At 72.5% G+C, this 19,040-nt stretch carries 17 protein-coding genes; 11 read left to right on the top strand and 6 right to left on the bottom strand.

Features of this window, described 5'->3' with window-relative positions; all coding sequences use genetic code 11:
- Positions 1-6: 6 nt before the first annotated feature.
- Together rsgA and ACIBH3_RS21000 are read right to left on the bottom strand one after the other, a co-directional pair.
- A complete protein-coding gene (gene rsgA, locus ACIBH3_RS21005) occupies positions 7-1,140 on the bottom strand; it encodes a ribosome small subunit-dependent GTPase A (protein ID WP_396313533.1) in 1,134 nt (377 codons plus the stop codon).
- 329 nt (positions 1,141-1,469) lie between these two features.
- Positions 1,470-2,738 carry a YihY/virulence factor BrkB family protein gene (locus tag ACIBH3_RS21000; RefSeq protein WP_396313532.1) on the bottom strand — a complete coding sequence of 423 codons (1,269 nt, stop codon included), beginning with the start codon at positions 2,736-2,738 and terminating at the stop codon, positions 1,470-1,472.
- 352 nt (positions 2,739-3,090) lie between these two features.
- Between ACIBH3_RS21000 and ACIBH3_RS20995 the strand changes: the two genes are divergently transcribed.
- From ACIBH3_RS20995 to ACIBH3_RS20945, 11 genes are all read left to right on the top strand, one after another.
- Positions 3,091-3,174, top strand: coding sequence for a putative leader peptide (locus ACIBH3_RS20995; protein WP_310593185.1), 84 nt, complete (start codon positions 3,091-3,093; stop codon positions 3,172-3,174).
- A gap of 199 nt (positions 3,175-3,373) precedes the next feature.
- Positions 3,374-5,095, top strand: a complete 1,722-nt coding sequence (locus tag ACIBH3_RS20990; protein ID WP_396313531.1) for a nitrite/sulfite reductase — start codon at positions 3,374-3,376, stop codon at positions 5,093-5,095.
- A gap of 73 nt (positions 5,096-5,168) precedes the next feature.
- Positions 5,169-5,387 (top strand): hypothetical protein, encoded by a 219-nt coding sequence (locus ACIBH3_RS20985; RefSeq protein WP_396313530.1) that lies wholly within the window; start codon positions 5,169-5,171, stop codon positions 5,385-5,387.
- Complete coding sequence (locus ACIBH3_RS20980) at positions 5,371-6,069, top strand: phosphoadenylyl-sulfate reductase (RefSeq protein WP_396313529.1); 699 nt, start codon at positions 5,371-5,373, stop codon at positions 6,067-6,069. The genes ACIBH3_RS20985 and ACIBH3_RS20980 overlap by 17 nt, the downstream gene beginning before the upstream one ends.
- Positions 6,070-6,191: 122 nt before the next feature.
- Positions 6,192-6,773: an adenylyl-sulfate kinase gene (cysC, locus tag ACIBH3_RS20975; RefSeq protein ID WP_396313570.1), complete on the top strand. Its 582-nt coding sequence runs from the start codon at positions 6,192-6,194 to the stop codon at positions 6,771-6,773.
- A complete protein-coding gene (gene cysD / locus ACIBH3_RS20970; RefSeq protein WP_396313528.1) occupies positions 6,770-7,708 on the top strand; it encodes a sulfate adenylyltransferase subunit CysD in 939 nt (312 codons plus the stop codon). Before cysC ends, cysD begins: the two co-directional genes overlap by 4 nt.
- 2 nt (positions 7,709-7,710) lie before the next feature.
- A complete protein-coding gene (locus ACIBH3_RS20965) occupies positions 7,711-9,081 on the top strand; it encodes a sulfate adenylyltransferase subunit 1 (RefSeq protein ID WP_396313527.1) in 1,371 nt (456 codons plus the stop codon).
- Positions 9,082-9,330: 249 nt separating this feature from the next.
- On the top strand, positions 9,331-10,500 hold the full coding sequence (locus tag ACIBH3_RS20960) for an aliphatic sulfonate ABC transporter substrate-binding protein (protein ID WP_396313526.1): 1,170 nt from the start codon (positions 9,331-9,333) through the stop codon (positions 10,498-10,500).
- Positions 10,501-10,724: 224 nt separating this feature from the next.
- A complete protein-coding gene (locus tag ACIBH3_RS20955) occupies positions 10,725-11,528 on the top strand; it encodes an ABC transporter ATP-binding protein (RefSeq protein ID WP_396313525.1) in 804 nt (267 codons plus the stop codon).
- On the top strand, positions 11,515-12,429 hold the full coding sequence (locus tag ACIBH3_RS20950; protein ID WP_396313524.1) for an ABC transporter permease: 915 nt from the start codon (positions 11,515-11,517) through the stop codon (positions 12,427-12,429). The genes ACIBH3_RS20955 and ACIBH3_RS20950 overlap by 14 nt, the downstream gene beginning before the upstream one ends.
- Positions 12,430-12,440: 11 nt before the next feature.
- A complete protein-coding gene (locus tag ACIBH3_RS20945; RefSeq protein WP_396313523.1) occupies positions 12,441-13,286 on the top strand; it encodes a sirohydrochlorin chelatase in 846 nt (281 codons plus the stop codon).
- A 62-nt stretch (positions 13,287-13,348) separates the two neighbouring features.
- Here ACIBH3_RS20945 and ACIBH3_RS20940 read toward each other — a convergent pair whose 3' ends face one another.
- The 4 genes from ACIBH3_RS20940 to ACIBH3_RS20925 form a co-directional block, all read right to left on the bottom strand.
- Entirely contained in the window at positions 13,349-13,471 is a 123-nt protein-coding gene (locus ACIBH3_RS20940) for a hypothetical protein (protein WP_396313522.1), read from the bottom strand.
- 322 nt (positions 13,472-13,793) lie between these two features.
- Positions 13,794-15,524, bottom strand: a complete 1,731-nt coding sequence (locus tag ACIBH3_RS20935; protein ID WP_396313521.1) for a DEAD/DEAH box helicase — start codon at positions 15,522-15,524, stop codon at positions 13,794-13,796.
- Positions 15,525-15,709: 185 nt separating this feature from the next.
- Positions 15,710-15,913: a cold-shock protein gene (locus ACIBH3_RS20930; protein WP_396313520.1), complete on the bottom strand. Its 204-nt coding sequence runs from the start codon at positions 15,911-15,913 to the stop codon at positions 15,710-15,712.
- A 410-nt stretch (positions 15,914-16,323) separates the two neighbouring features.
- Complete coding sequence (locus tag ACIBH3_RS20925; RefSeq protein WP_396313519.1) at positions 16,324-18,498, bottom strand: MMPL family transporter; 2,175 nt, start codon at positions 18,496-18,498, stop codon at positions 16,324-16,326.
- Between the last annotated feature and the right edge of the window lie 542 nt (positions 18,499-19,040).

Here is a 19,040-nt window from a genome sequence, read left to right as displayed (position 1 = left end):
GGTGGATCACTTCTTGGGCGAGCCGCCCGTGGCCCGCACGGACTTGGTGATGGTCTTCCACTTCTTCAGCCGCTCGGCCGCGAGCCGGGCGTCCGAGCGCGAGGCGATCCACTCGTTCTCGCGCTGAAGCTTGCGGTAGCTGTCCATCCGGCGCTGGTGCAGCACGCCGGCCTCCAGCGCGGCGAGTACCGCGCAGCCGGGCTCGGTCTCGTGGCCGCAGTCGTGGAACCGGCAGTCCTCGCCCAGTTCCTCGATGTCGGAGAAGGCCAGTGCCAGGCCCTCGCCGCCGTAGAGGCCGACCTCACGCAGGCCGGGCGTGTCGATCAGCACGCCGCCACCGGGCAGCGGGATCAGCTCGCGGGTGGTGGTGGTGTGCCGGCCCTTCTCGTCGACCGCGCGGGTCTGCTGGACCGTCATCACCCGCGCTCCCGCCAGGGCGTTGGTGAGCGTGGACTTGCCCGCGCCGGACTGGCCGATCAGCGCGGTGGTGCCCGGGGTGCAGGCGCGCAGCACGTCCAGGCCCTCTCCGGTCTCGGCGCTGACCACGAGCACCGTCGCGCCGGGCGCGATCTGCTCGACGTCGGCGCGGATGTGCTCGGCGTCGTCGACCAGGTCGGCCTTGGTGAGGGCGACCAGTGGCTCGGCGCCGCTCTCCCAGGCGAGGGCGAGGAAGCGCTCGATCCGGCCGAGGTCGGGATCGGCGGCGAGCGAGACCGCGATCAGGACGGTGTCGAGGTTGACGGCCAGCACCTGCCCGTCCGAGCGCCCGCCGGCCGCCTTGCGGACGATGGCCGTCGAGCGCGGCAGCAGGGCCGAGACTTCTGGCATGGGTGCGGCCGCCAGGTCGACGGCGGCCCAGTCCCCGGTGCACGGGCAGTTGACCGGGTCGGGATCACCGACCGGGCGGGTGTCGGCGCGTACGGTGCGCAGCTCGCCGCTCTCCGGGTCGGCCAGCACGACGTCGCACTGGCCCCGGTCGACGCGGGCGATCCGCGCAGGGGTGAGCCCGGCCTCGATGAGGGGGGCGAAGAGCTCCTCCAGCTCGGCCGTCCAGCCGTGGCCGGACAGCGCGGAGTAGGAGGTGGAGGTGGAAGCGATGGTGGGGAAACCGAAAGCGGAGCTGGGGGTGGCGTTGGACAACGCAGTGGGCCCTTCGGGAGGAACGCGATCCCGGCGGGCGGCGGCTGCGCGAGAGAGAGCTCTCGTACGTCAGCCGGCGGCCGGGAGGAGGAGGTGAACGCGAGTGCTGTCCAGGACAGCCGTGACGACGGTGACAGCCACGAGGCCCACCTCCTGCTTCTCTGTTCGGCCCATGACGGGCCCCCGATTTCGGACTTGGCCTACCGTAGCCAAGCCGCGGCCCGCTGCCAACCGGTTTTCCACCGGCCGCGCCATCCCGCCCGAAGGCGGTACGTCAGCGGCTCGTCGCCGGTACGTCAGCGCCACCTCGCCGGTACGCCGGCGACGCCTCAGCGGTGCTCCCACGGCGGCCGGGGCGGGCGCCCGGGCAGCGGGTAGGACGGCGGCGGCTCGGCGGGGCGGTCGCTGTCGGGCGGCGGCGGGGTGGGGCGGTGGTGCGGGCCACGGGAGGCGATCCGCCCCTTGACGTTCTCCGGCGGCAGGAAGTCGGCCCAGCGTTCGGGGTACTCGGAGGGCACCTCGCCCTCGTCGCCGTCCTCGTCGGGCTCCTCCTCGGCGCCCTCGGCGAGGCCGAGCTCGCGCGCCTTGCGGGCCCGCTCGACGGCGCGGCGGGCGGCCACCTCCCGGACCACGGCGGCGGCCGCCTCCTCGCTGGCGCGCTCGTTCTCCGCGCGGGCGTCGGCGGTCTCCAGGGTCGGCCAGCGGCGGTCTATGGCGGCGTTCATCGCGGCGCCGATCAGCACCGCCAGCGCTACCACGCCGATCCACAGCAGCACGGCCACCGGCGCGGCCAGCGAGCCGTACACCGATGGACCCTCGACGGAGCTGACCAGGTAGAGCCGCAGCAGCAGGCTGCACACCACCAGCACCACCAGGGCGACCAGCGCGCCGGGGATGTCCTCGCGCCAGGGCGTGGAGACGGGGACGGCCAGGTGGTAGAGGGTGGTCAGGAAGACGATCAGCAGCAGGATCGCGACCGGCCAGTACAGCGCGCTGACCACGTCGGCGATGCTCGGCACGGCGGCCACCACCAGCCCCGGGCCGGCCACCAGCAGGGGCAGCACCAGTGAGCCGATCACCAGCGCGCCGAGGTAGAGGCCGAGCGACATCAGCCGGGTCTTGACGATCCCGCGTTTGCCGTCCAGGCCGTACATGACGGTGATGGTGTCGATGAAGATGTAGAGCGCCCGGGAGCCGGACCACAGGGAGAGCAGGAAGCCGATCGAGATCAGGTCTGGCCGTTTGTCGTCGAAGACGCCGTGCAGCAGCGGCACGACGATCTCCTTGACGGAGGACTGCGAGAGCACCGTCCCGGCCGCCGAGATGATGTCCGACTTGAGCTTGTCGATGGTGCCGGCGCCGAGGAACTCGTCGAGGTAGCCGAGCGTGCCGGCGAGGCAGAGCAGGAGTGGCGGGATCGAGAGCAGGGTGAAGAACGCCGCCTCGGCGGCGAGGCCGGTGACCCGGTACTCGACGCAGGTGTTGGTGGTGTCCTTGATCAGTGCCCAGGCCGTGCTGCGCCAGGTGACCCGCTTGACCGCGCGCCGGGAGCCCTTGCCCCGCCGCCGCGAGGGGCGCTCGGGGGTCGGTCTCGTCATTTCGCCTGCTGGATGCACAGACCTACGGTATCGGGCCGGGCGTCCCCGCCGATCTACCCGCCCGCCCGCGGGCGTCGGACGGCCGCCACGCGGACTCCGGCGGGGCACCGCGCGGCGCCGGACGGGCACGGCGCGCAAGCCCGGACGCGGCGTCGGGCGGACGCCCGGAGCGCCGTCGGGCGGATCCCGGCGAGGCCCCGACCCGACGCCGGAAGGCGGCCCGGGGGCGGGGCGCGTACGCTCCAATGCCCGGAGCGGGCCAAAGAGCCTGAGGTCTCAGAGTCTGACACCAATGAGTCCAGAATGCGGACGTTAGTGGACCACGAGTCGCCGCCCGTGCGAATCTCTTGCCATGCCCAGCGCCGGAACCACCCTGGTAGGTCGACTCCACGTCGATCTCCTTCGCGTGTCCAGCGCCATCTGTCCGGTGACCTGAGCCCTACCCCGCTGCCACCACCGCACCCGGCGCCACTCCTCGCCATCGCCGCCGAAAGCGGATCCGCGGGCGCCCCCGGCCACGGTCACTGCTTCTCCCAGTCCTGACGAAACCCGCAGGTCACAGCAGTCCCGCGCAGCCGGAGCACGCCCAGCGACTCCACCAGGCGTCAGAGCCACCTGCCCGTAAGGACGACATCATGGCCCCCACTCCCGAACCGGTCGAGCCCCAGGTCGACGGCGCCGCGCGCCGCCCCGCCGCCGCCCGCAAGGTGACCCGCCACCGCGGCGAGGGTCAGTGGGGCATGGGGCACTTCACCCCGCTCAACCCGAACGAGCAGTTCAAGAAGGACGACGACGGTCTCAACGTGCGGACACGCATTGAGACGATCTACGCGCACCGCGGCTTCGACTCGATCGACCCGGCCGACCTGCGCGGCCGGATGCGCTGGTGGGGTCTGTACACCCAGCGCAAGGAGGGCATCGACGGCGGCAAGACCGCGATCCTCGACCCGCACGAGCTGGACGCCGAGTACTTCATGCTCCGCGTACGCATCGACGGCGGCCGTCTGACCGTCGCCCAGCTCAAGGCGATCGCGGAGGTCTCCGAGCAGTACGGCCGCGGCACCGCCGACCTGACCGACCGCCAGAACGTCCAGTACCACTGGATCCGGATCGAGGACATGCCCGCGATCTGGCAGAAGCTGGAAGGCGTCGGCCTGTCCACCACCGAGGCGTGCGGCGACACGCCCCGCGTCATCCTCGGCTCACCGGTGGCCGGCGTCGCCGAGGACGAGATCATCGACGGCACCCCCGCCATCGAGGAGATCTACCGCCGCTTCATCGGCAACCCGGACTACTCCAACCTGCCGCGCAAGTTCAAGTCCGCCGTCTCCGGCTCCCCACTGCTGGACGTCGCGCACGAGATCAATGACATCGCCTTCGTCGGTGTCGTCCACCCCGAGCACGGCCCCGGCTTCGACCTCTGGGTCGGCGGCGGCCTGTCCACCAACCCCAAGCTGGGTGTGCGCCTGGGCGCCTGGGTCCCGCTGGAGGAGGTCGCGGACGTCTACGGCGGCGTCATCGGCATCTTCCGCGACTACGGCTACCGTCGGCTGCGCAACCGCGCCCGGCTGAAGTTCCTGGTCGCCGACTGGGGCAAGGACAGGTTCCGCCAGGTGCTGGAGGACGAGTACCTCAAGTACAAGCTGATCGACGGCCCCGCGCCCGAGGAGCCCAGCGGCACCTGGCGCGACCACGTCGGCGTGCACCGCCAGAAGGACGGCAGGTTCTACGTCGGCTTCGCGCCGCGCGTGGGCCGGGTGGACGGCAAGCTGCTGAACGCCGTCGCCGACCTGGCCGCCGCACACGGCAGCGACCGGCTGCGGACCACCGCCGAACAGAAGATGATCGTCCTCGACATCGCCGAGGACCAGGTCGACTCCCTGGTGGCCGGGCTGGAGGCGCTGGACCTGCGGGTCACCCCGTCCCCGTTCCGGCGCGGCACGATGGCCTGCACCGGTATCGAGTACTGCAAGCTCGCCATCGTCGAGACCAAGGAGCGCGGGCGCACCCTGATCGACGAGCTGGAGCAGCGCCTGCCCGAGTTCGCCGAGCCGCTGACCATCAACATCAACGGCTGCCCGAACGCCTGCGCCCGGATCCAGGTCGCGGACATCGGTCTCAAGGGCCAGCTGGTGACGGACGAGAACGGCGAGCAGGTCGAGGGCTACCAGGTTCACCTGGGCGGCGCCCTGGGCCTGGAGGCCGGCTTCGGCCGCAAGGTGCGCGGCCTCAAGGTCACCAAGGAAGGCCTGCCGGACTACGTGGAGCGCGTCCTGACCCGCTTCCAGGCCGAGCGGGCCGAGGGCGAGCGGTTCGCGCAGTGGACCGCCCGGGCCGGCGAGGAGGCACTGTCGTGAGCGGGCGCAGCGAGCGAACCGTTGGAAGGCGCGCGTTTCGCGAAGCGACCGCCGAGCGGAGCGAGGTGGGCGCATGAGCGAGCGCGCAGCCCCCTTCTACTGCCCGTACTGCGGCGACGAGGACCTGCGGCCCTGTGCCGAGGGCGGCCACGGTGCGTGGGAGTGCGGCGCCTGCCGCCGGGCGTTCCAGCTGAAGTTCCTCGGCCTGCTGGCCCCGGCCGGCACGCCGGACACCGCGACCACGACGGACACCGCGACCAGTGGGGGGACGGGACATGAGCGGCACGGTTGACCTGGAGGCGCTGGCGACGGCCGCCGGCCGGGAGCTGGAGGAGGCGTCCGCGCAGGACGTGCTCCGCTGGGCCGCCGAGAACTTCGGCAGCCGGTTCTGCGTCACCTCCTCCATGGAGGACGCCGTCGTGGCGCACCTCGCCTCCTCGGTGTTCCCCGGCGTGGACGTGGTCTTCCTCGACACCGGCTACCACTTCGCCGAGACCATCGGCACCAGGGACGCGGTGGCGGCGGTGATGCCGGTCAACGTCATCACCCTCAAGCCGCTGCAGTCCGTGGCCGAGCAGGACGCCCAGTACGGGCCCGCCCTGCACGACCGCGACCCGGACCTGTGCTGCTCGCTGCGCAAGGTCGAGCCGCTGGGCCGCGGCCTGGCCGGGTACGACGCCTGGGCCACCGGGCTGCGCCGCGACGAGTCGCCGAGCCGGGCCGGCACCCCGGTGGTGGCCTGGGACGCCAAGCGCCGCAAGGTGAAGATCGCCCCGATCGCCCGCTGGACCCAGCAGGACGTGGACGAGTACGTCAGCGCCAACGGCGTGCTGCTCAACCCGCTGCTGTGGGAGGGCTACACCTCGGTCGGCTGCTCGCCGCTCTCGTGCACCCGTAAGCCCGCCGAGGGCGAGGAGGGCCGCGCGGGCCGCTGGGCCGACTCGGGCAAGACCGAGTGCGGCATCCACCTCTGACCCGGCCGACCGGATCGCACGACCCGTCGGACCCGCTCGACCCGCACAACCGTCAGACCCGCTCGACCCCGCACCGATTCTTCGCATCATCAGGAGACTTCACCGTGACCACAGCCGGCACACTGGCCGTCGACGGAGCCGCAGAGGCGGCCCCCTCGGCCGCCCCCTGCGAGCGCGGCGCCACCGTGTGGCTGACCGGGCTGCCCAGCGCGGGCAAGACCACCCTCGCCTTCGCCGTCGCCGAGCGGCTGCGCGCCGAGGGCCACCGGGTCGAGGTCCTGGACGGTGACGAGATCCGCGAGTTCCTCTCCAAGGGCCTGGGCTTCAGCCGGGAGGACCGGCACACCAACGTGACCCGGATCGGCTTCGTCGCCGAGAAGCTCGCCGCCAACGGCGTCAAGGTGCTCGCACCGGTGATCGCGCCGTACGCGGCCTCCCGGGCGGCCGTCCGCGATCGGCACGCGGCGAACGGTACGGAGTTCCTGGAGATCCACGTCGCCACGCCGGTGGAGGTCTGCTCCGAGCGCGACGTCAAGGGCCTGTACGCCAAGCAGGCCGCCGGCGAGCTCTCGGGCCTGACCGGCGTGGACGACCCGTACGAGGCCCCGGTGGACCCGGAGCTGCGCATCCAGACACACGGCCGGTCGGTGGCCGACTCGGCCGCCGAACTGCACGCCTTCCTGACGACGAGGGGCCTGGCATGACGACCGCGACCCACAGCCTGATCGAGGCGCAGGAGAACCCCTACGCGCTCTCGCACCTGGACGCCCTGGAGGCGGAGTCGGTGCACATCTTCCGCGAGGTGGCGGGGGAGTTCGAGCGTCCGGTGATCCTCTTCTCCGGCGGCAAGGACTCCATCGTCATGCTGCACCTCGCGCTGAAGGCCTTCGCGCCGGCGCCGGTGCCCTTCGCGCTGCTGCACGTGGACACGGGGCACAACTTCCCCGAGGTGATCGACTACCGCGACCGGGTGGTCGCCGAGCACAACCTCCGCCTGCACGTCGCCCACGTCCAGGACTTCATCGACGACGGCCGGCTGCGCGAGCGCCCGGACGGCACCCGCAACCCGCTGCAGACCGTCCCGCTGCTGGACGCCATCGAGACGAATCGTTTCGACGCCGTCTTCGGCGGCGGCCGGCGCGACGAGGAGAAGGCCCGCGCCAAGGAGCGCGTCTTCTCCCTGCGCGACGAGTTCGGCGCCTGGGACCCGCGCCGCCAGCGCCCCGAGCTGTGGAGCCTGTACAACGGCCGGCACGCGGTCGGCGAGCACGTCCGGGTCTTCCCGCTGTCCAACTGGACCGAGCTGGACGTCTGGCAGTACATCGAGCGCGAGAAGATCGAGCTCCCGGGGATCTACTACGCCCACGAGCGCGACGTCTTCGCCCGCAACGGCATGTGGCTGACCGCCGGCGACTGGGGCGGCCCCAAGGAGAGCGAGAACGTCGAGCGGCGCCTGGTGCGCTACCGCACGGTCGGCGACATGTCCTGCACCGGCGCGGTCGACTCCGACGCGGTGACCATCGCCGACGTGATCACCGAGATCGCCGCCAGCCGCCTCACCGAGCGCGGCGCGACCCGGGCGGACGACAAGATGTCCGAGGCCGCCATGGAAGACCGCAAGCGCGAAGGGTACTTCTAGACATGACGACCGATCTCACGGCAAACGATCCTCTGGGCAACTCGGCCGCCCCCGCGGACAACCCCTTCGGTGCGGCCTCGGCCACGGCGCTGCTGCGCTTCGCCACCGCCGGTTCCGTCGACGACGGCAAGTCCACCCTGGTGGGCCGGCTGCTGCACGACTCCAAGTCGGTGCTCGCCGACCAGCTGGAGGCCGTCGAACGCGTCTCGGAGGCCCGCGGCCAGGAGGCACCCGACCTGGCGCTGCTGACGGACGGACTGCGCGCCGAGCGCGAGCAGGGCATCACCATCGACGTGGCGTACCGCTACTTCGCCACCCCGCGCCGGCGCTTCATCCTCGCCGACACCCCGGGCCACGTGCAGTACACCCGAAACATGGTCACCGGCGCCTCCACCGCCGAACTCGCCGTCGTCCTGGTCGACGCCCGCAACGGCGTCGTCGAGCAGACCCGCCGGCACGCCGCCGTCGCCGCCCTGCTCCGCGTCCCGCACGTCGTCCTCGCCGTCAACAAGATGGACCTCGTCGCTTACGCCGAGCCCGTCTTCGCACGGATCGCCGCCGAGTTCACCGCCTACGCCGCCTCGCTCGGCGTCGCGGACGTCGTCGCCGTCCCGATCTCGGCGCTGGCCGGGGACAACGTCGTCGAACCCTCCGCCCGGATGGACTGGTACGGCGGCCCGACCCTGCTGGAACACCTGGAGAGCGTCCCCGTCGGCAGCGACCCCGGTCGCGAACCGGCCCGCTTCCCCGTCCAGTACGTGATCCGCCCGCAGAGCGCCGAGCACCCCGACTACCGCGGCTACGCCGGCCAGCTCGCCTCCGGCGTCCTGCGCGTCGGCGACACCGTCACCGTGCTGCCCTCGGGCCGCACCACCACCGTCGCCGGCATCGACGCACTCGGCAAGGAGACGGACATCGCCTGGGCCCCCCAGTCGGTCACCGTCCGCCTCGCCGAGGACATCGACGTCTCCCGCGGCGACCTCATCGCGGCCGGCGCCGCGCCGACGCCCACCAGGGACGTCAGCGCGACCGTCTGCCACCTGCACGAGCGCCCGCTGCGCGCCGGCGACAAGGTGCTGCTCAAGCACACCACCCGCACGGTGCGCGCGCTCGTCAAGGAGATCTCCTACCGCATCGACATCGACAGCCTCGAACAGCGCTCCGGCGCCCAAGGGCTGGCGGTCAACGACATCGGCCACGTGGTGCTGCGCACCGCCGAGCCGCTGGCGCTCGACGACTACACCGACAACCGCCGGACGGGCTCGTTCCTGCTGATCGACCCGGCCGACGGTGCCACCCTCACGGCCGGCATGGCGGGCGAAGCCTTCGACACCGTCGCGCTCGACACGGCAGACGAGGAGGACTGGGTCTGATGCCCAGCGAGGCGTTCTCGGGCATGGACAAGGAAGGCGGCCGCATCGGCAGCGGCGTCCTCGGCAGCGGCCAGGGCGGGCTGACGCGATGTGTGGGCGGACAGGGGCACTGACCCCTGTCACCGGGCGGCCGGCTTCCCACAGCAGCCCCCGCCCGGCTTGCCCGGCATTCCGGTGCCGCAAGCGCAACCCCGACCTCCGCACCAGGACCGTCACCTGACGGTCCGTCCATGAACAGGGACGACTCTCATGGCTTCGAACCAGGCTTCTCCCCATAGCGCCGCCCGCCCCCTCGCCGGCCGGTTCAGACGGCCCGCCGTGGCCGCCGTGGCCGGTCTGACCGCCGTCAGCCTGCTGACCGCCTGCGGCTACGGCTCCAAGAGCGCCGACAAGGCCGCCGGCGCGGGCAGCACCGGATCGGCCGCCGGCCCGGCCCCGGCCTCGGGCGCCAAGCTCTCCGCCTCCACCGTCCGGATCGGCTACTTCGCCAACCTGACCCACGGCACCGCGCTGGTCGGCCTCAAGGAGGGCCTGTTCCAGAAGGAGCTGGGCGCCACCGAGGTGAAGACCCAGGTCTTCAACGCCGGCCCGGCGGAGATCGAGGCGCTGAACGCCGGCTCCATCGACATCGGCTGGATCGGCCCCTCCCCCGCGATCAACGGCTTCACCAAGTCCGAGGGCCAGTCGCTGAGGATCATCGGCGGTTCGGCCTCCGGCGGCGTCAAGCTGGTGGTCAACCCCGACAAGGTCAGCTCGCTGGACGACCTCAAGGGCAAGAAGATCGCCACCCCGCAGCTGGGCAACACCCAGGACGTGGCGCTGCTGAACTACCTGGCCGGCAAGGGCTTCAAGGTCGACGCCAACTCCGGCGGCGGTGACGTCTCGGTGGTCCGCACCGACAACAAGGTCACTCCGGACGCGTACAAGTCCGGTTCGATCGACGCCGCCTGGGTGCCCGAGCCGACCGCCTCCAAGCTGGTCACGCTCGGCGGCAAGGTGCTGCTGAACGAGAAGTCGCTCTGGCCGGACGACAAGTTCGTGATCACCAACCTCATCGTGTCGCAGAAGTTCCTCAAGGAGCACCCCGACGTGGTGGAGGCCGTGCTGCGCGGCTCGGTGAACACCAACGCCTTCATCAAGGCCAACCCGGACCAGGCCAAGGCCGACGCCAACGCCGCGATCAAGGACGCCGCCGGCAACGCGCTGGAGCCCGCGGTGCTCGACCCGGCCTGGCAGGACATCGACTTCCTGGACGACCCGCTGGCCACCACCCTGCAGTCCGAGGCCGACCACGCGGTGACCGCCGGGCTGCTGAAGAAGCCCAACCTGGCCGGGATCTACGACCTCACCCTGCTGAACAAGGTGCTCAAGGAGCAGGGCCGGCCCGCCGTGGCGGACGCCGGCCTCGGCACCAAGTAGCAGGTCCGCCGGGGCGCACCCCAGGGCGCGCCCCGCACAGGCTCCGCGGTCCGGATCCCCGCCCGCCCGGTCGATGCCCAGTCAAAGGGCCGGGCGGGGGCCGGACCCCGGCTCCCGGACCTCGCCGCCGCCCCGCCGCTCCCCGACCGCCAGCCCCGCCGCTCCCGCCAGACCACTCATGGCCGCTCACGGCCACCCATGGCCACTCATGCAGGAGGTGCCCGATGACCCCGGCACTGACCACCTCGGAAGACGCCCGCCGCGTCGAGTCCGCCGACGGCTCCCCGGCCGTCCGGATCTCGCACGTCCACAAGTCCTTCGGCCGCCCCGGCTCCGCGACCCACGTCCTGGACGACATCACCCTCGATGTCCGGCCGGGCGAGTTCGTCACCCTGCTCGGCGCCTCGGGCTGCGGCAAGTCCACCCTGCTCAACCTGGTCGCCGGTCTCGACCGGCCCACCGCGGGCTCGATCGAGGTGCCCGGGGGCCGTCCCGCCCTGATGTTCCAGGAGCACGCGTTGTTCCCCTGGCTCACGGCCGGCAGGAACATCGAGCTGGCCCTGCGCCTGAACGGGGTCGCCCGCCCCGAGCGCCGCGCCGAGGCCGAGCGTCTGCTCGACCTCGTCCGGCTCGGCGGCTCGTACGGCAAGCGGGTGCACGAGCTCTCCGGCGGGATGCGCCAGCGGGTGGCGATGGCCCGCGCGCTCGCCCAGGGCAGCTCGGTGCTGCTGATGGACGAGCCGTTCGCCGCCCTGGACGCGATCACCCGTGACGTCCTGCACGACGAGATCACCCGGATCTGGGCCGAGCAGAAGCTCACCGTCCTGTTCGTGACGCACAACGTGCGCGAGGCCGTCCGGCTCGCCCAGCGCGTGGTGCTGCTCTCCTCCCGCCCCGGCCGGGTCGCCCGCGAATGGCGGATCGACCTGCCGCAGCCACGCCGCATCGAGTCCGCGGGCGTCGCGGACCTGTCCATCGAGATCACCGAAGAACTGCGTGGGGAGATCCGCCGCCATGGCCAGCAGTAAGACCGCCACCAAGCCCCCGCAGGACGCCGCCGGCGCCGGCGCCTCCGACCTGGTCAGCGTCGAGGCCGGCCTGGACGCCCTGGACTCCATCGTCGCCCAGCACACCTCCCTCGGCCAGGCACTGCGGCAGAAGGCCCTGCCGCCGCTGCTGGGCCTGCTGCTGGTGCTCGCCGTCTGGCAGGGCGCCTACAGCCTGCACGTCACCACCGCCTACAAGCTGCCCAGCCCGGCCGACGTGTGGTCCTCGCTCGGCGACCTGTGGACGGCCGGCACGCTCTTCGAGATCATCTGGACCAGCGTCTGGCGCGGCCTGTCCGGCTTCCTCGCCGCCGTCGCCATCGGCACCCCGATCGGGCTGATCGTGGCCCGGGTCAAGCCGGTGCGGGCCGCCCTCGGCCCGGTGCTGTCCGGGCTGCAGTCGCTGCCCTCGGTCGCCTGGGTGCCCGCCGCGGTGATCTGGCTCGGCATCAACGACTCGATGATGTACGCCGTCATCCTGCTCGGCGCCGTCCCCTCCATCGCCAACGGCCTGGTGGCGGGCATCGACCAGGTGCCGCCGCTGTTCCTGCGGGCCGGGCGCACCCTGGGCGCCAGCGGTCTCGTCGGCGCCCGGCACGTGCTGCTGCCGGCCGCGCTGCCCGGCTACCTGGCCGGCCTCAAGCAGGGCTGGGCGTTCTCCTGGCGCTCGCTGATGGCCGCCGAACTCGTCGCCAGCTCCCCCGACCTCGGCATCGGGCTGGGCCGGTACCTGGAGAACCAGCGGGAGTTCTCCGACATGGCCGGGGTGCTGCTCGGCATCATCCTCATCCTGTTCGTCGGGATCGCCATCGAGCTGCTGGTGTTCTCCCCGATCGAGCGCCGGGTGCTGCGCAACCGCGGCCTGCTGGCCGCGGCGCGGTAGGGATCCCGCTGATGGCCTCCCGCCTGCTCGCCGCGGCCCTGCCCGCCGCGCCCGCCGCCCCGGACGGCGCCACGGCCGTCCCCGCGGGCGGGGCGGCGGCCGGGGGGCCCGCCCTGCTGTTGATCGCCCACGGCAGCCGCGACCCCAGGCACGCCGCCACCGTGAACGCGCTGGTGCGGCGGGTCGGCGCGCTGCGGCCCGGCACCGAGGTCGCCACCGCGTACCTGGACCACTGCACACCGCGCATCCCGCAGGTCGTCTCCCGGCTGGGCGACACCCCGGCGGTGGCCGTCCCCCTGCTGCTCAACCGGGCCTTCCACGCCAAGAAGGACATCCCCGCCGCACTGCGGGCGGCCGGCGGCGGCCTGCCCGTCGCCGACGTGCTCGGCCCCTCGCCGCTGCTGCTCGCCGCCCTGGAGCGCCGCCTCGCCGAGACCGGACTGAACGTCGCCTCCCCCGCCGTCCGCGCCCGCACCGGCCTGGTGCTCGCCGCCGCGGGCTCCTCCGACCCGGCCGCCGACGCCGCTACCCACGCCCTGGCCGCCGACTGGCAGCGCAGCCGAGGCTGGGCCGCCGTCGAGGTCGCCTACGCCTCCGCCGGCGGGCCCCGGGTGCCCGACGCCGTCGCCGCGCTGCGCGCCGCCGGGGCCGGGCCGGTCGCCGTCGCGCCGTTCCTGCTCGCCCCCGGGCTGCTCCCCGACCGGATCACCACCGCCGCCGAGGAGGCCGGTGCCGACCACATCGCCACCGTCCTCGGCGCCGCCCCGGAGATCGCCCGCCTCGTCCTGGCCCGCTACGACTCCGCCACCCGCACAGCCCGCTCCGCCCACCCCGCAGCCGCAGCCCGGACGGCCTGAGCCGGCCGGTGCCGGGGCCCGCTGACGCCCGTCGGCCCGACCGCCGCTCTCCGGCCCGCCGCTCAGATCCTGCGCAGGACGAAGCCGTCGCCCGGGGTGCCCGCGAGGAGCAGGTCGAGCCGGCCGGAGAACAGGTAGACACTGCCGCCGGGGCCCTGGGTCAGCGCCGTGTCGGCGGGGTCCAACCGGACCCATCGGGCCCGCACGGTGGAGTGGGAGCGCCACGCCCGCCGGATGCTGGCTCAGCTGCGGGCGGTGTACGGGGAGCGGGGCGGCGACGACTCCCCGGGGGCGCGCCGGCTGGCGGCGCTGCTGGCGTCGGAGCCGCAGCGGCCGGCCGGCGAGGCGGCGCTCAGCGCGGTCCGACCCCGCGGGCAACCGAACGGGTGGTGAGCCGCCGAAGCGGTGCACCACCCGAGCGAGGAGAGGCCCGAACGCCGAACGCCGGCCCGGCCCGAGGGCCGTGCCGGCGTTCGCACGACGGGCGATGCGCCGCCGGTCGCCTGGCTAGTTGGCCTGGCGGCGCTGGCGTCCGGTGCCGTAGTTGCCGCCGCTCCTGGAGCCGGAGCCGGGCTTGGCGCCTGCGGCGGCCTTGCCGGAGAAGCCCGCGGCGGTACGGCCGTTGCCGTTACCGGCGCCGTTGCCGGCCCCGCCGATCCGCTGCTTGGGGCGGCGCCGGCGCGCGTTGCCGTTGATGTCGACGTCGGTGGGCAGCGACGAGCGCGGGCCCGAGCGACGGCGCGGCGCGGACGAGGTGCCGGCCGACGCGGCGGGCGCGGCGGCGATGGCCGGGGCCAGCGTGACGGCGACACCGGAGGGCGTACGGGCGCCGGTGATCCGGGTGAGCTCGGCATCGCCGGGGCGCACCTTGGTGGTGGTCGGGCGGATGCCGGCCGTGGTCATCAGCCGGCTGACCTCGCGGCGCTGCTCGGGCAGCACCAGCGTCACGACGGTGCCGGACTCGCCGGCCCGGGCGGTGCGCCCGCCGCGGTGCAGGTAGTCCTTGTGGTCGATCGGCGGGTCCACGTTGACGACCAGGTCGAGGCCGTCGATGTGGATGCCGCGCGCAGCGACGTTGGTGGCGATCAGCGCGGTGACGTGGCCCTCGCGGAACTGGTCGAGGGTGCGGTTGCGCTGCGGCTGGGACTTGCCGCCGTGCAGGGCGGCCGCCTTGACGCCGGTGGCCAGCAGCTGCTTGGCGAGGCGGTCCGCGCCGTGCTTGGTGTGCACGAACATGATCACCCGGCCCTCGCGGGCGGCGATGTGCGCGGTGGCGGAGGCCTTGTCGGCGGTGTCGACCTGGAGCAGGTGGTGGTCCATGGTGGTCACCGCGCCGGCCGAGGGGTCCACCGAGTGGGTGACGGGGTCGGTCAGGAAGCGGCGGACCAGGCGGTCCACGTTGCGGTCCAGGGTGGCGGAGAACAGCATCCGCTGCCCGCCCTCGGCGACCTGCTCCAGCAGCTTGGTGACCTGCGGCAGGAAGCCCATGTCGGCCATCTGGTCGGCCTCGTCGAGGACGGTGATGGCGACCTCGTCGAGCCGTACGTCCTGGCGGTTGATCAGGTCGTCCAGCCGGCCGGGGGTGGCGACCAGGACCTCGGCGCCGCGGCGCAGCGCGTTCGCCTGGCGGGTGATCGACATGCCGCCGACGACGGTGGCGATCCGCAGGTTCACGGCGGTGGCGTACGGGGTGAGCGCGTCGGTGACCTGCTGGGCGAGCTCGCGGGTCGGGACCAGCACGAGGGCCAGCGGACGCCGGGCGTCGGCGCGCTTGCCGGCGGTGCGGGTCAGCAGCGAGAGGCCGAAGGCGAGGGTCTTGCCCGAGCCGGTGCGGCCGCGGCCGAGCACGTCACGGCCGGCGATGGAGTCGGGCAGCGTGGCGGACTGGATCGGGAAGGGCTCGGTGACGCCCTCGCGGGTCAGTGCGGAGAGCAGGCCCTTGGGCATGTCCAGCTCGGCGAAGGTCGCGGCCGGCGGGCGGGCCGGGGTGCCCTCGACGACGGCGAAGTCGGCGGGCGCCTCGACGGCGCGCTCACGGGGCGCACCGGCGCGGCCGCGGCCACGGCCGCCGCCCGCGCTGCGCAGTCCGCCGGAGCTGCTGCCGCTGCGGCGCTGGGCGTCGCTGTAGCCGCCGGTGCTGCTCGCGCTGCCGCCGCCCTGCGAGCGGGAGCGGCTGCGGGACTGGCCGCCGCCCTGGGTACGGGAGGCGTCGCGCGCGGGGCGTGCTGGGTTGGTCATAGAAGTACTCCGTCCTGGTGGACTTGATTGGCCGACTGCCATGGCTGTGCCGTGGCGATGGACCTGGGAGGGTCGGCCGTCAGGATGGAGTGGTGCCGCCCCGGCCGTTCGGCGGCATGCACGAGGGCCCGCACCGTGCGGTACGGGCCCTCGCTACGCGACGTGAGTCAGCTCGGAGGCTGGACTCAGATGACGCGGATGTTCTCGGCCTGCGGGCCCTTCTGGCCCTGCGTGACGTCGAACTCGACCTTCTGGCCCTCAACGAGCTCACGGAAGCCGTTCGCCACGATGTTCGAGTAGTGGGCGAACACGTCAGCGCCGCCGCCGTCCTGCTCGATGAAGCCGAAGCCCTTTTCGCTGTTGAACCACTTCACGGTGCCGGTAGCCATAACCGTCTCCTCTAAAACTGGGGCATCAGGACCCACACCTCGTGGGCCCCAAGTAGCCGCGATCCCCATCCGGAGACTGAAACACCGGACAAAACAAATGCGCCTGTTGGTTGGAACCAGCAGGCGCACACAAACGTTCATGGGAACCAAAACTGCAACTGCGTCGACTGTAGCACGGAGGTCGCCGGAATGATCGGGTGACTTTTGCCCGGCACGTCACGTTTACAGCCGGGCCCGAACGGGCACGCGGCGCCCGCCGGAGCGGACGCCGCGTATGGCGTGACCAGGCACTACCCGACCAAGGGCCGGGTCCGGCCCCGGCCACGGGGCGGATCCGGACGATCACCACCCGGTCGGTGGCCACCCGGTCGGTGGTACCCCGTCAGTGCCGACGACCGGGTACCACCCGGTCAGTGTCGACCGGCCGGCTGCGGCTCGCCGTGACCCGCGGGCACGGCGGCGGGGCCGCCGGGCTTGGCCACGTCCCCGTGGCCGGGCCACCAGGCCGCCCGGCCCAGCAGCGCGGTCAGCGCCGGTGTGAAGAACATCGCCATCACGAAGGCCGCCAGCACGATGCCGAAGGCCAGCGAGAAGCCGAGCTCCATGAAGAGCACGTTGCCCGCGAGCATGAAGGTCGCGAACGACGCCGCCAGGATGAACCCGGCGGCCGCGACCGTCGGACCGCCGTGGCGGATGGCCTCCCTGGCCGCCTCGCGCGGGCTGCGGCCCTCGCGGACCTCCTCCCGCAGTCGGGCGATGATCAGGATGTTGTAGTCGGTGCCGAGCGCCACCACGAAGAGGTAGATGAAGATCGGCAGCATGAACATCAGGCCGGCCTCGCCCTTGATGTTCTGGAAGATCAGCGTGGTGGCCCCCACCGTCGCGCCGAAGCCCAGGCCGACCGAGGCCATCAGGTACCACGGGGCGACCACACTGCGCAGCTGCAGACCGAGGATGATCATGATCAGCAGGCCGGCGATCGGGAAGACCAGCTTGTAGTCGTGGGCCATCGCGGTGTTGATGTCCTTGTACACCGCGCTGATGCCGCCGACGTAGGCCTTGGTACCGGCGGGCGCGGCGCCGTGCGCGGTGTCCCGCACCTTGCTGATGGTGTCGATCGCCTCATTGCTGGCCGGGGCGTCGTTGAGCAGGACGGTGAAGTCCGCCGTGGCACCGTCGGCGCTCAGCTGGGGCTGGGGCGCGACCTGGGCGACACCGGGCACGCCGCCGATCTGGCCGGCGAAGCCGCTCAGCGCGGCCGCGTCCAGCTTGGCACCGCCCTGGGTGCTGGTCAGGTAGACGTGGCTCGGGTCGGCGGCACCCGCCGAGAAGCCCTTCACCAGCTTGTCCTGGACGACCATCGACTCCTTGTCCTTGGGCATGGAGCTGCCGGCCAGATCGAAGGTGCCGTTGTAGCCGATGCCGGCCAGGGCCAGCACCGCCAGCAGACCGCCCGAGACCACGGCCACCAGGCCGGGGCGCTTGGCCGTCATCCGGCCGAGGGCCGCGAAGCGGGCGTTCGAGGGCTCGTTCATCCACTTCTTGCCCGGCCAGAACACGCCGCGCGAGGGGATGACCGCGAGCACGGCCGGGGCCAGGGTGAGCGAGCCCAGCGCGGTGACGACGACGGCGATGGCCAGCGCCGGACCGAGGGCCTTGAACATGCCCAGGCTGGAGAGCACCAGCACCGCGAAGGCCACGGCGACCGCGCCCGCCGCCGAGGCGATGGCCTCGCCGACCCGGCCGACGGCGTTGACGACGGCCGTCTTGCGGTCGTCACCGGCCCGCAGCCGCTCGCGGTAGCGGAACGCGAGGAAGAGGAAGTAGTCGGTGCCGACACCGAGCACCACGACGATCAGGATCGCCGAGGTGACGGGCGAGCTCTTCAGGTCGAACAGCTTGGTGGCGTCCGCGATCAGGCCGTTGGCCACCGGCATGGCGACCGCGAGCGAGAGCACCACCGGCAGCAGGCCGGCGAGGATGCTGCGGAAGATGATGCCGACGATCAGCATGACGAGCACGATGGTGCCCATGGCGATGATCGCGTCCGCCGCGCCCGAGGCGTCCTTCTGGTCCAGGGCACTCGCGGCCTGGCCGCCGACCTGGTACTTCAGTGAGGTACCGGACGCCAGCTTGACGCCCTCCTCGCGCAGCTTCTTGGCAGCCTCGGGGTACTCGTCGGTCTGCATCTTGGTCTTGTCGATGGAGACCATCGACAGCGCGTACTTGCCGTCCTTGGAGAACGACTTGTCGCTGAGCGGCAGGACCGTCTCGACCGCCGGGATGTGCGCGGCGGTGAGACCCTTGACGATCTTGTCCATGCCGGCCTTGTCGGCATCGTCCAGCGTGCCGCCGTCGGTGCGCTCGAAGAGCAGCAGCGCGCCCGGGGTGAAGCTGGCCGGGAAGGCCTTCTCCTGGAGCTCCGCCGCCTGGATGGACTCGTAGTGCTTGGGGAGGAAGGCCGCCTCGTCGGTCTGGGCAGTGATCTTCGGCGCCGAGGCGACGATGACGAAGGCCGCGACCACCCACGCCGCGATCACCCACCACGCCCGGCGGACGACGAATTGTCCGATTCGGTGGAACATGCTCGTTATGCCTCCTGGGCATGATTCACCGCAGCCCTGGGGACGGGACATCGGGCAACGGCAGTGGACCGGATCGGAACAGCCCGAAGACAGTTCTAGCCGGTCGGCAGGTAAGTAGTAAGAGGACAACATCCTACGAGTACTTGCTTGCCGACCGGCAAGCAGCCCCCCGCGGCCCCACCCCCTCGGGGACGCCTCGCGGCGGCCCCGCACCATCTTCACCCCGCCGGCCCCTCGTTGACCTCGTGCTCCGGGTGGAGTGCCCTCCCCCTCAGGGTGGATTTCCAGGCTGTCCCCAGGGAGGAGAGATCAGGGGCCGAAGGTAGGGACAACCCCAGCACGCCCCCGGGCAAGTAGCACGGTGTGGGCGCCTCGCTGCTGGGCACGGGCCGGGGTCGGCGCGGTCGAGTCCTGGGTCCCGCTGTTCCTGTTCGCGATCCTCCTCGGGCTCTCGATGGGCTACCACGCCCGGCACCCCCATGGGCGCCGCCGCGGGTGTGCCGGCCCCGTCCGCCGCCGAAGGCGCCCGGCACCGCCGGGTC

It is taken from the genome of Kitasatospora sp. NPDC050543, assembly GCF_044457565.1.
Classification (GTDB): domain Bacteria; phylum Actinomycetota; class Actinomycetes; order Streptomycetales; family Streptomycetaceae; genus Kitasatospora.
This window is presented reverse-complemented; position numbering and strand designations above follow the sequence as displayed.

Bases quoted from the DNA above. Each gene is read 5' to 3' on its own strand.
- ACIBH3_RS20930 (WP_396313520.1), bottom strand. From the start codon at position 15,913: ATGGCTACCGGCACCGTGAAGTGGTTCAACAGCGAAAAGGGCTTCGGC.
- ACIBH3_RS20995 (WP_310593185.1), top strand. From the start codon at position 3,091: ATGCCCAGCGCCGGAACCACCCTGGTAGGTCGACTCCACGTCGATCTC.
- ACIBH3_RS20960 (WP_396313526.1), top strand. From the start codon at position 9,331: ATGGCTTCGAACCAGGCTTCTCCCCATAGCGCCGCCCGCCCCCTCGCC.
- cysD (WP_396313528.1), top strand. From the start codon at position 6,770: ATGACGACCGCGACCCACAGCCTGATCGAGGCGCAGGAGAACCCCTAC.
- ACIBH3_RS20950 (WP_396313524.1), top strand. From the start codon at position 11,515: ATGGCCAGCAGTAAGACCGCCACCAAGCCCCCGCAGGACGCCGCCGGC.
- ACIBH3_RS21000 (WP_396313532.1), bottom strand. From the start codon at position 2,738: ATGACGAGACCGACCCCCGAGCGCCCCTCGCGGCGGCGGGGCAAGGGC.
- ACIBH3_RS20980 (WP_396313529.1), top strand. From the start codon at position 5,371: ATGAGCGGCACGGTTGACCTGGAGGCGCTGGCGACGGCCGCCGGCCGG.
- ACIBH3_RS20985 (WP_396313530.1), top strand. From the start codon at position 5,169: ATGAGCGAGCGCGCAGCCCCCTTCTACTGCCCGTACTGCGGCGACGAG.
- ACIBH3_RS20925 (WP_396313519.1), bottom strand. From the start codon at position 18,498: ATGTTCCACCGAATCGGACAATTCGTCGTCCGCCGGGCGTGGTGGGTG.
- ACIBH3_RS20965 (WP_396313527.1), top strand. From the start codon at position 7,711: ATGACGACCGATCTCACGGCAAACGATCCTCTGGGCAACTCGGCCGCC.
- ACIBH3_RS20955 (WP_396313525.1), top strand. From the start codon at position 10,725: ATGACCCCGGCACTGACCACCTCGGAAGACGCCCGCCGCGTCGAGTCC.
- ACIBH3_RS20990 (WP_396313531.1), top strand. From the start codon at position 3,374: ATGGCCCCCACTCCCGAACCGGTCGAGCCCCAGGTCGACGGCGCCGCG.
- ACIBH3_RS20945 (WP_396313523.1), top strand. From the start codon at position 12,441: ATGGCCTCCCGCCTGCTCGCCGCGGCCCTGCCCGCCGCGCCCGCCGCC.
- ACIBH3_RS20935 (WP_396313521.1), bottom strand. From the start codon at position 15,524: ATGACCAACCCAGCACGCCCCGCGCGCGACGCCTCCCGTACCCAGGGC.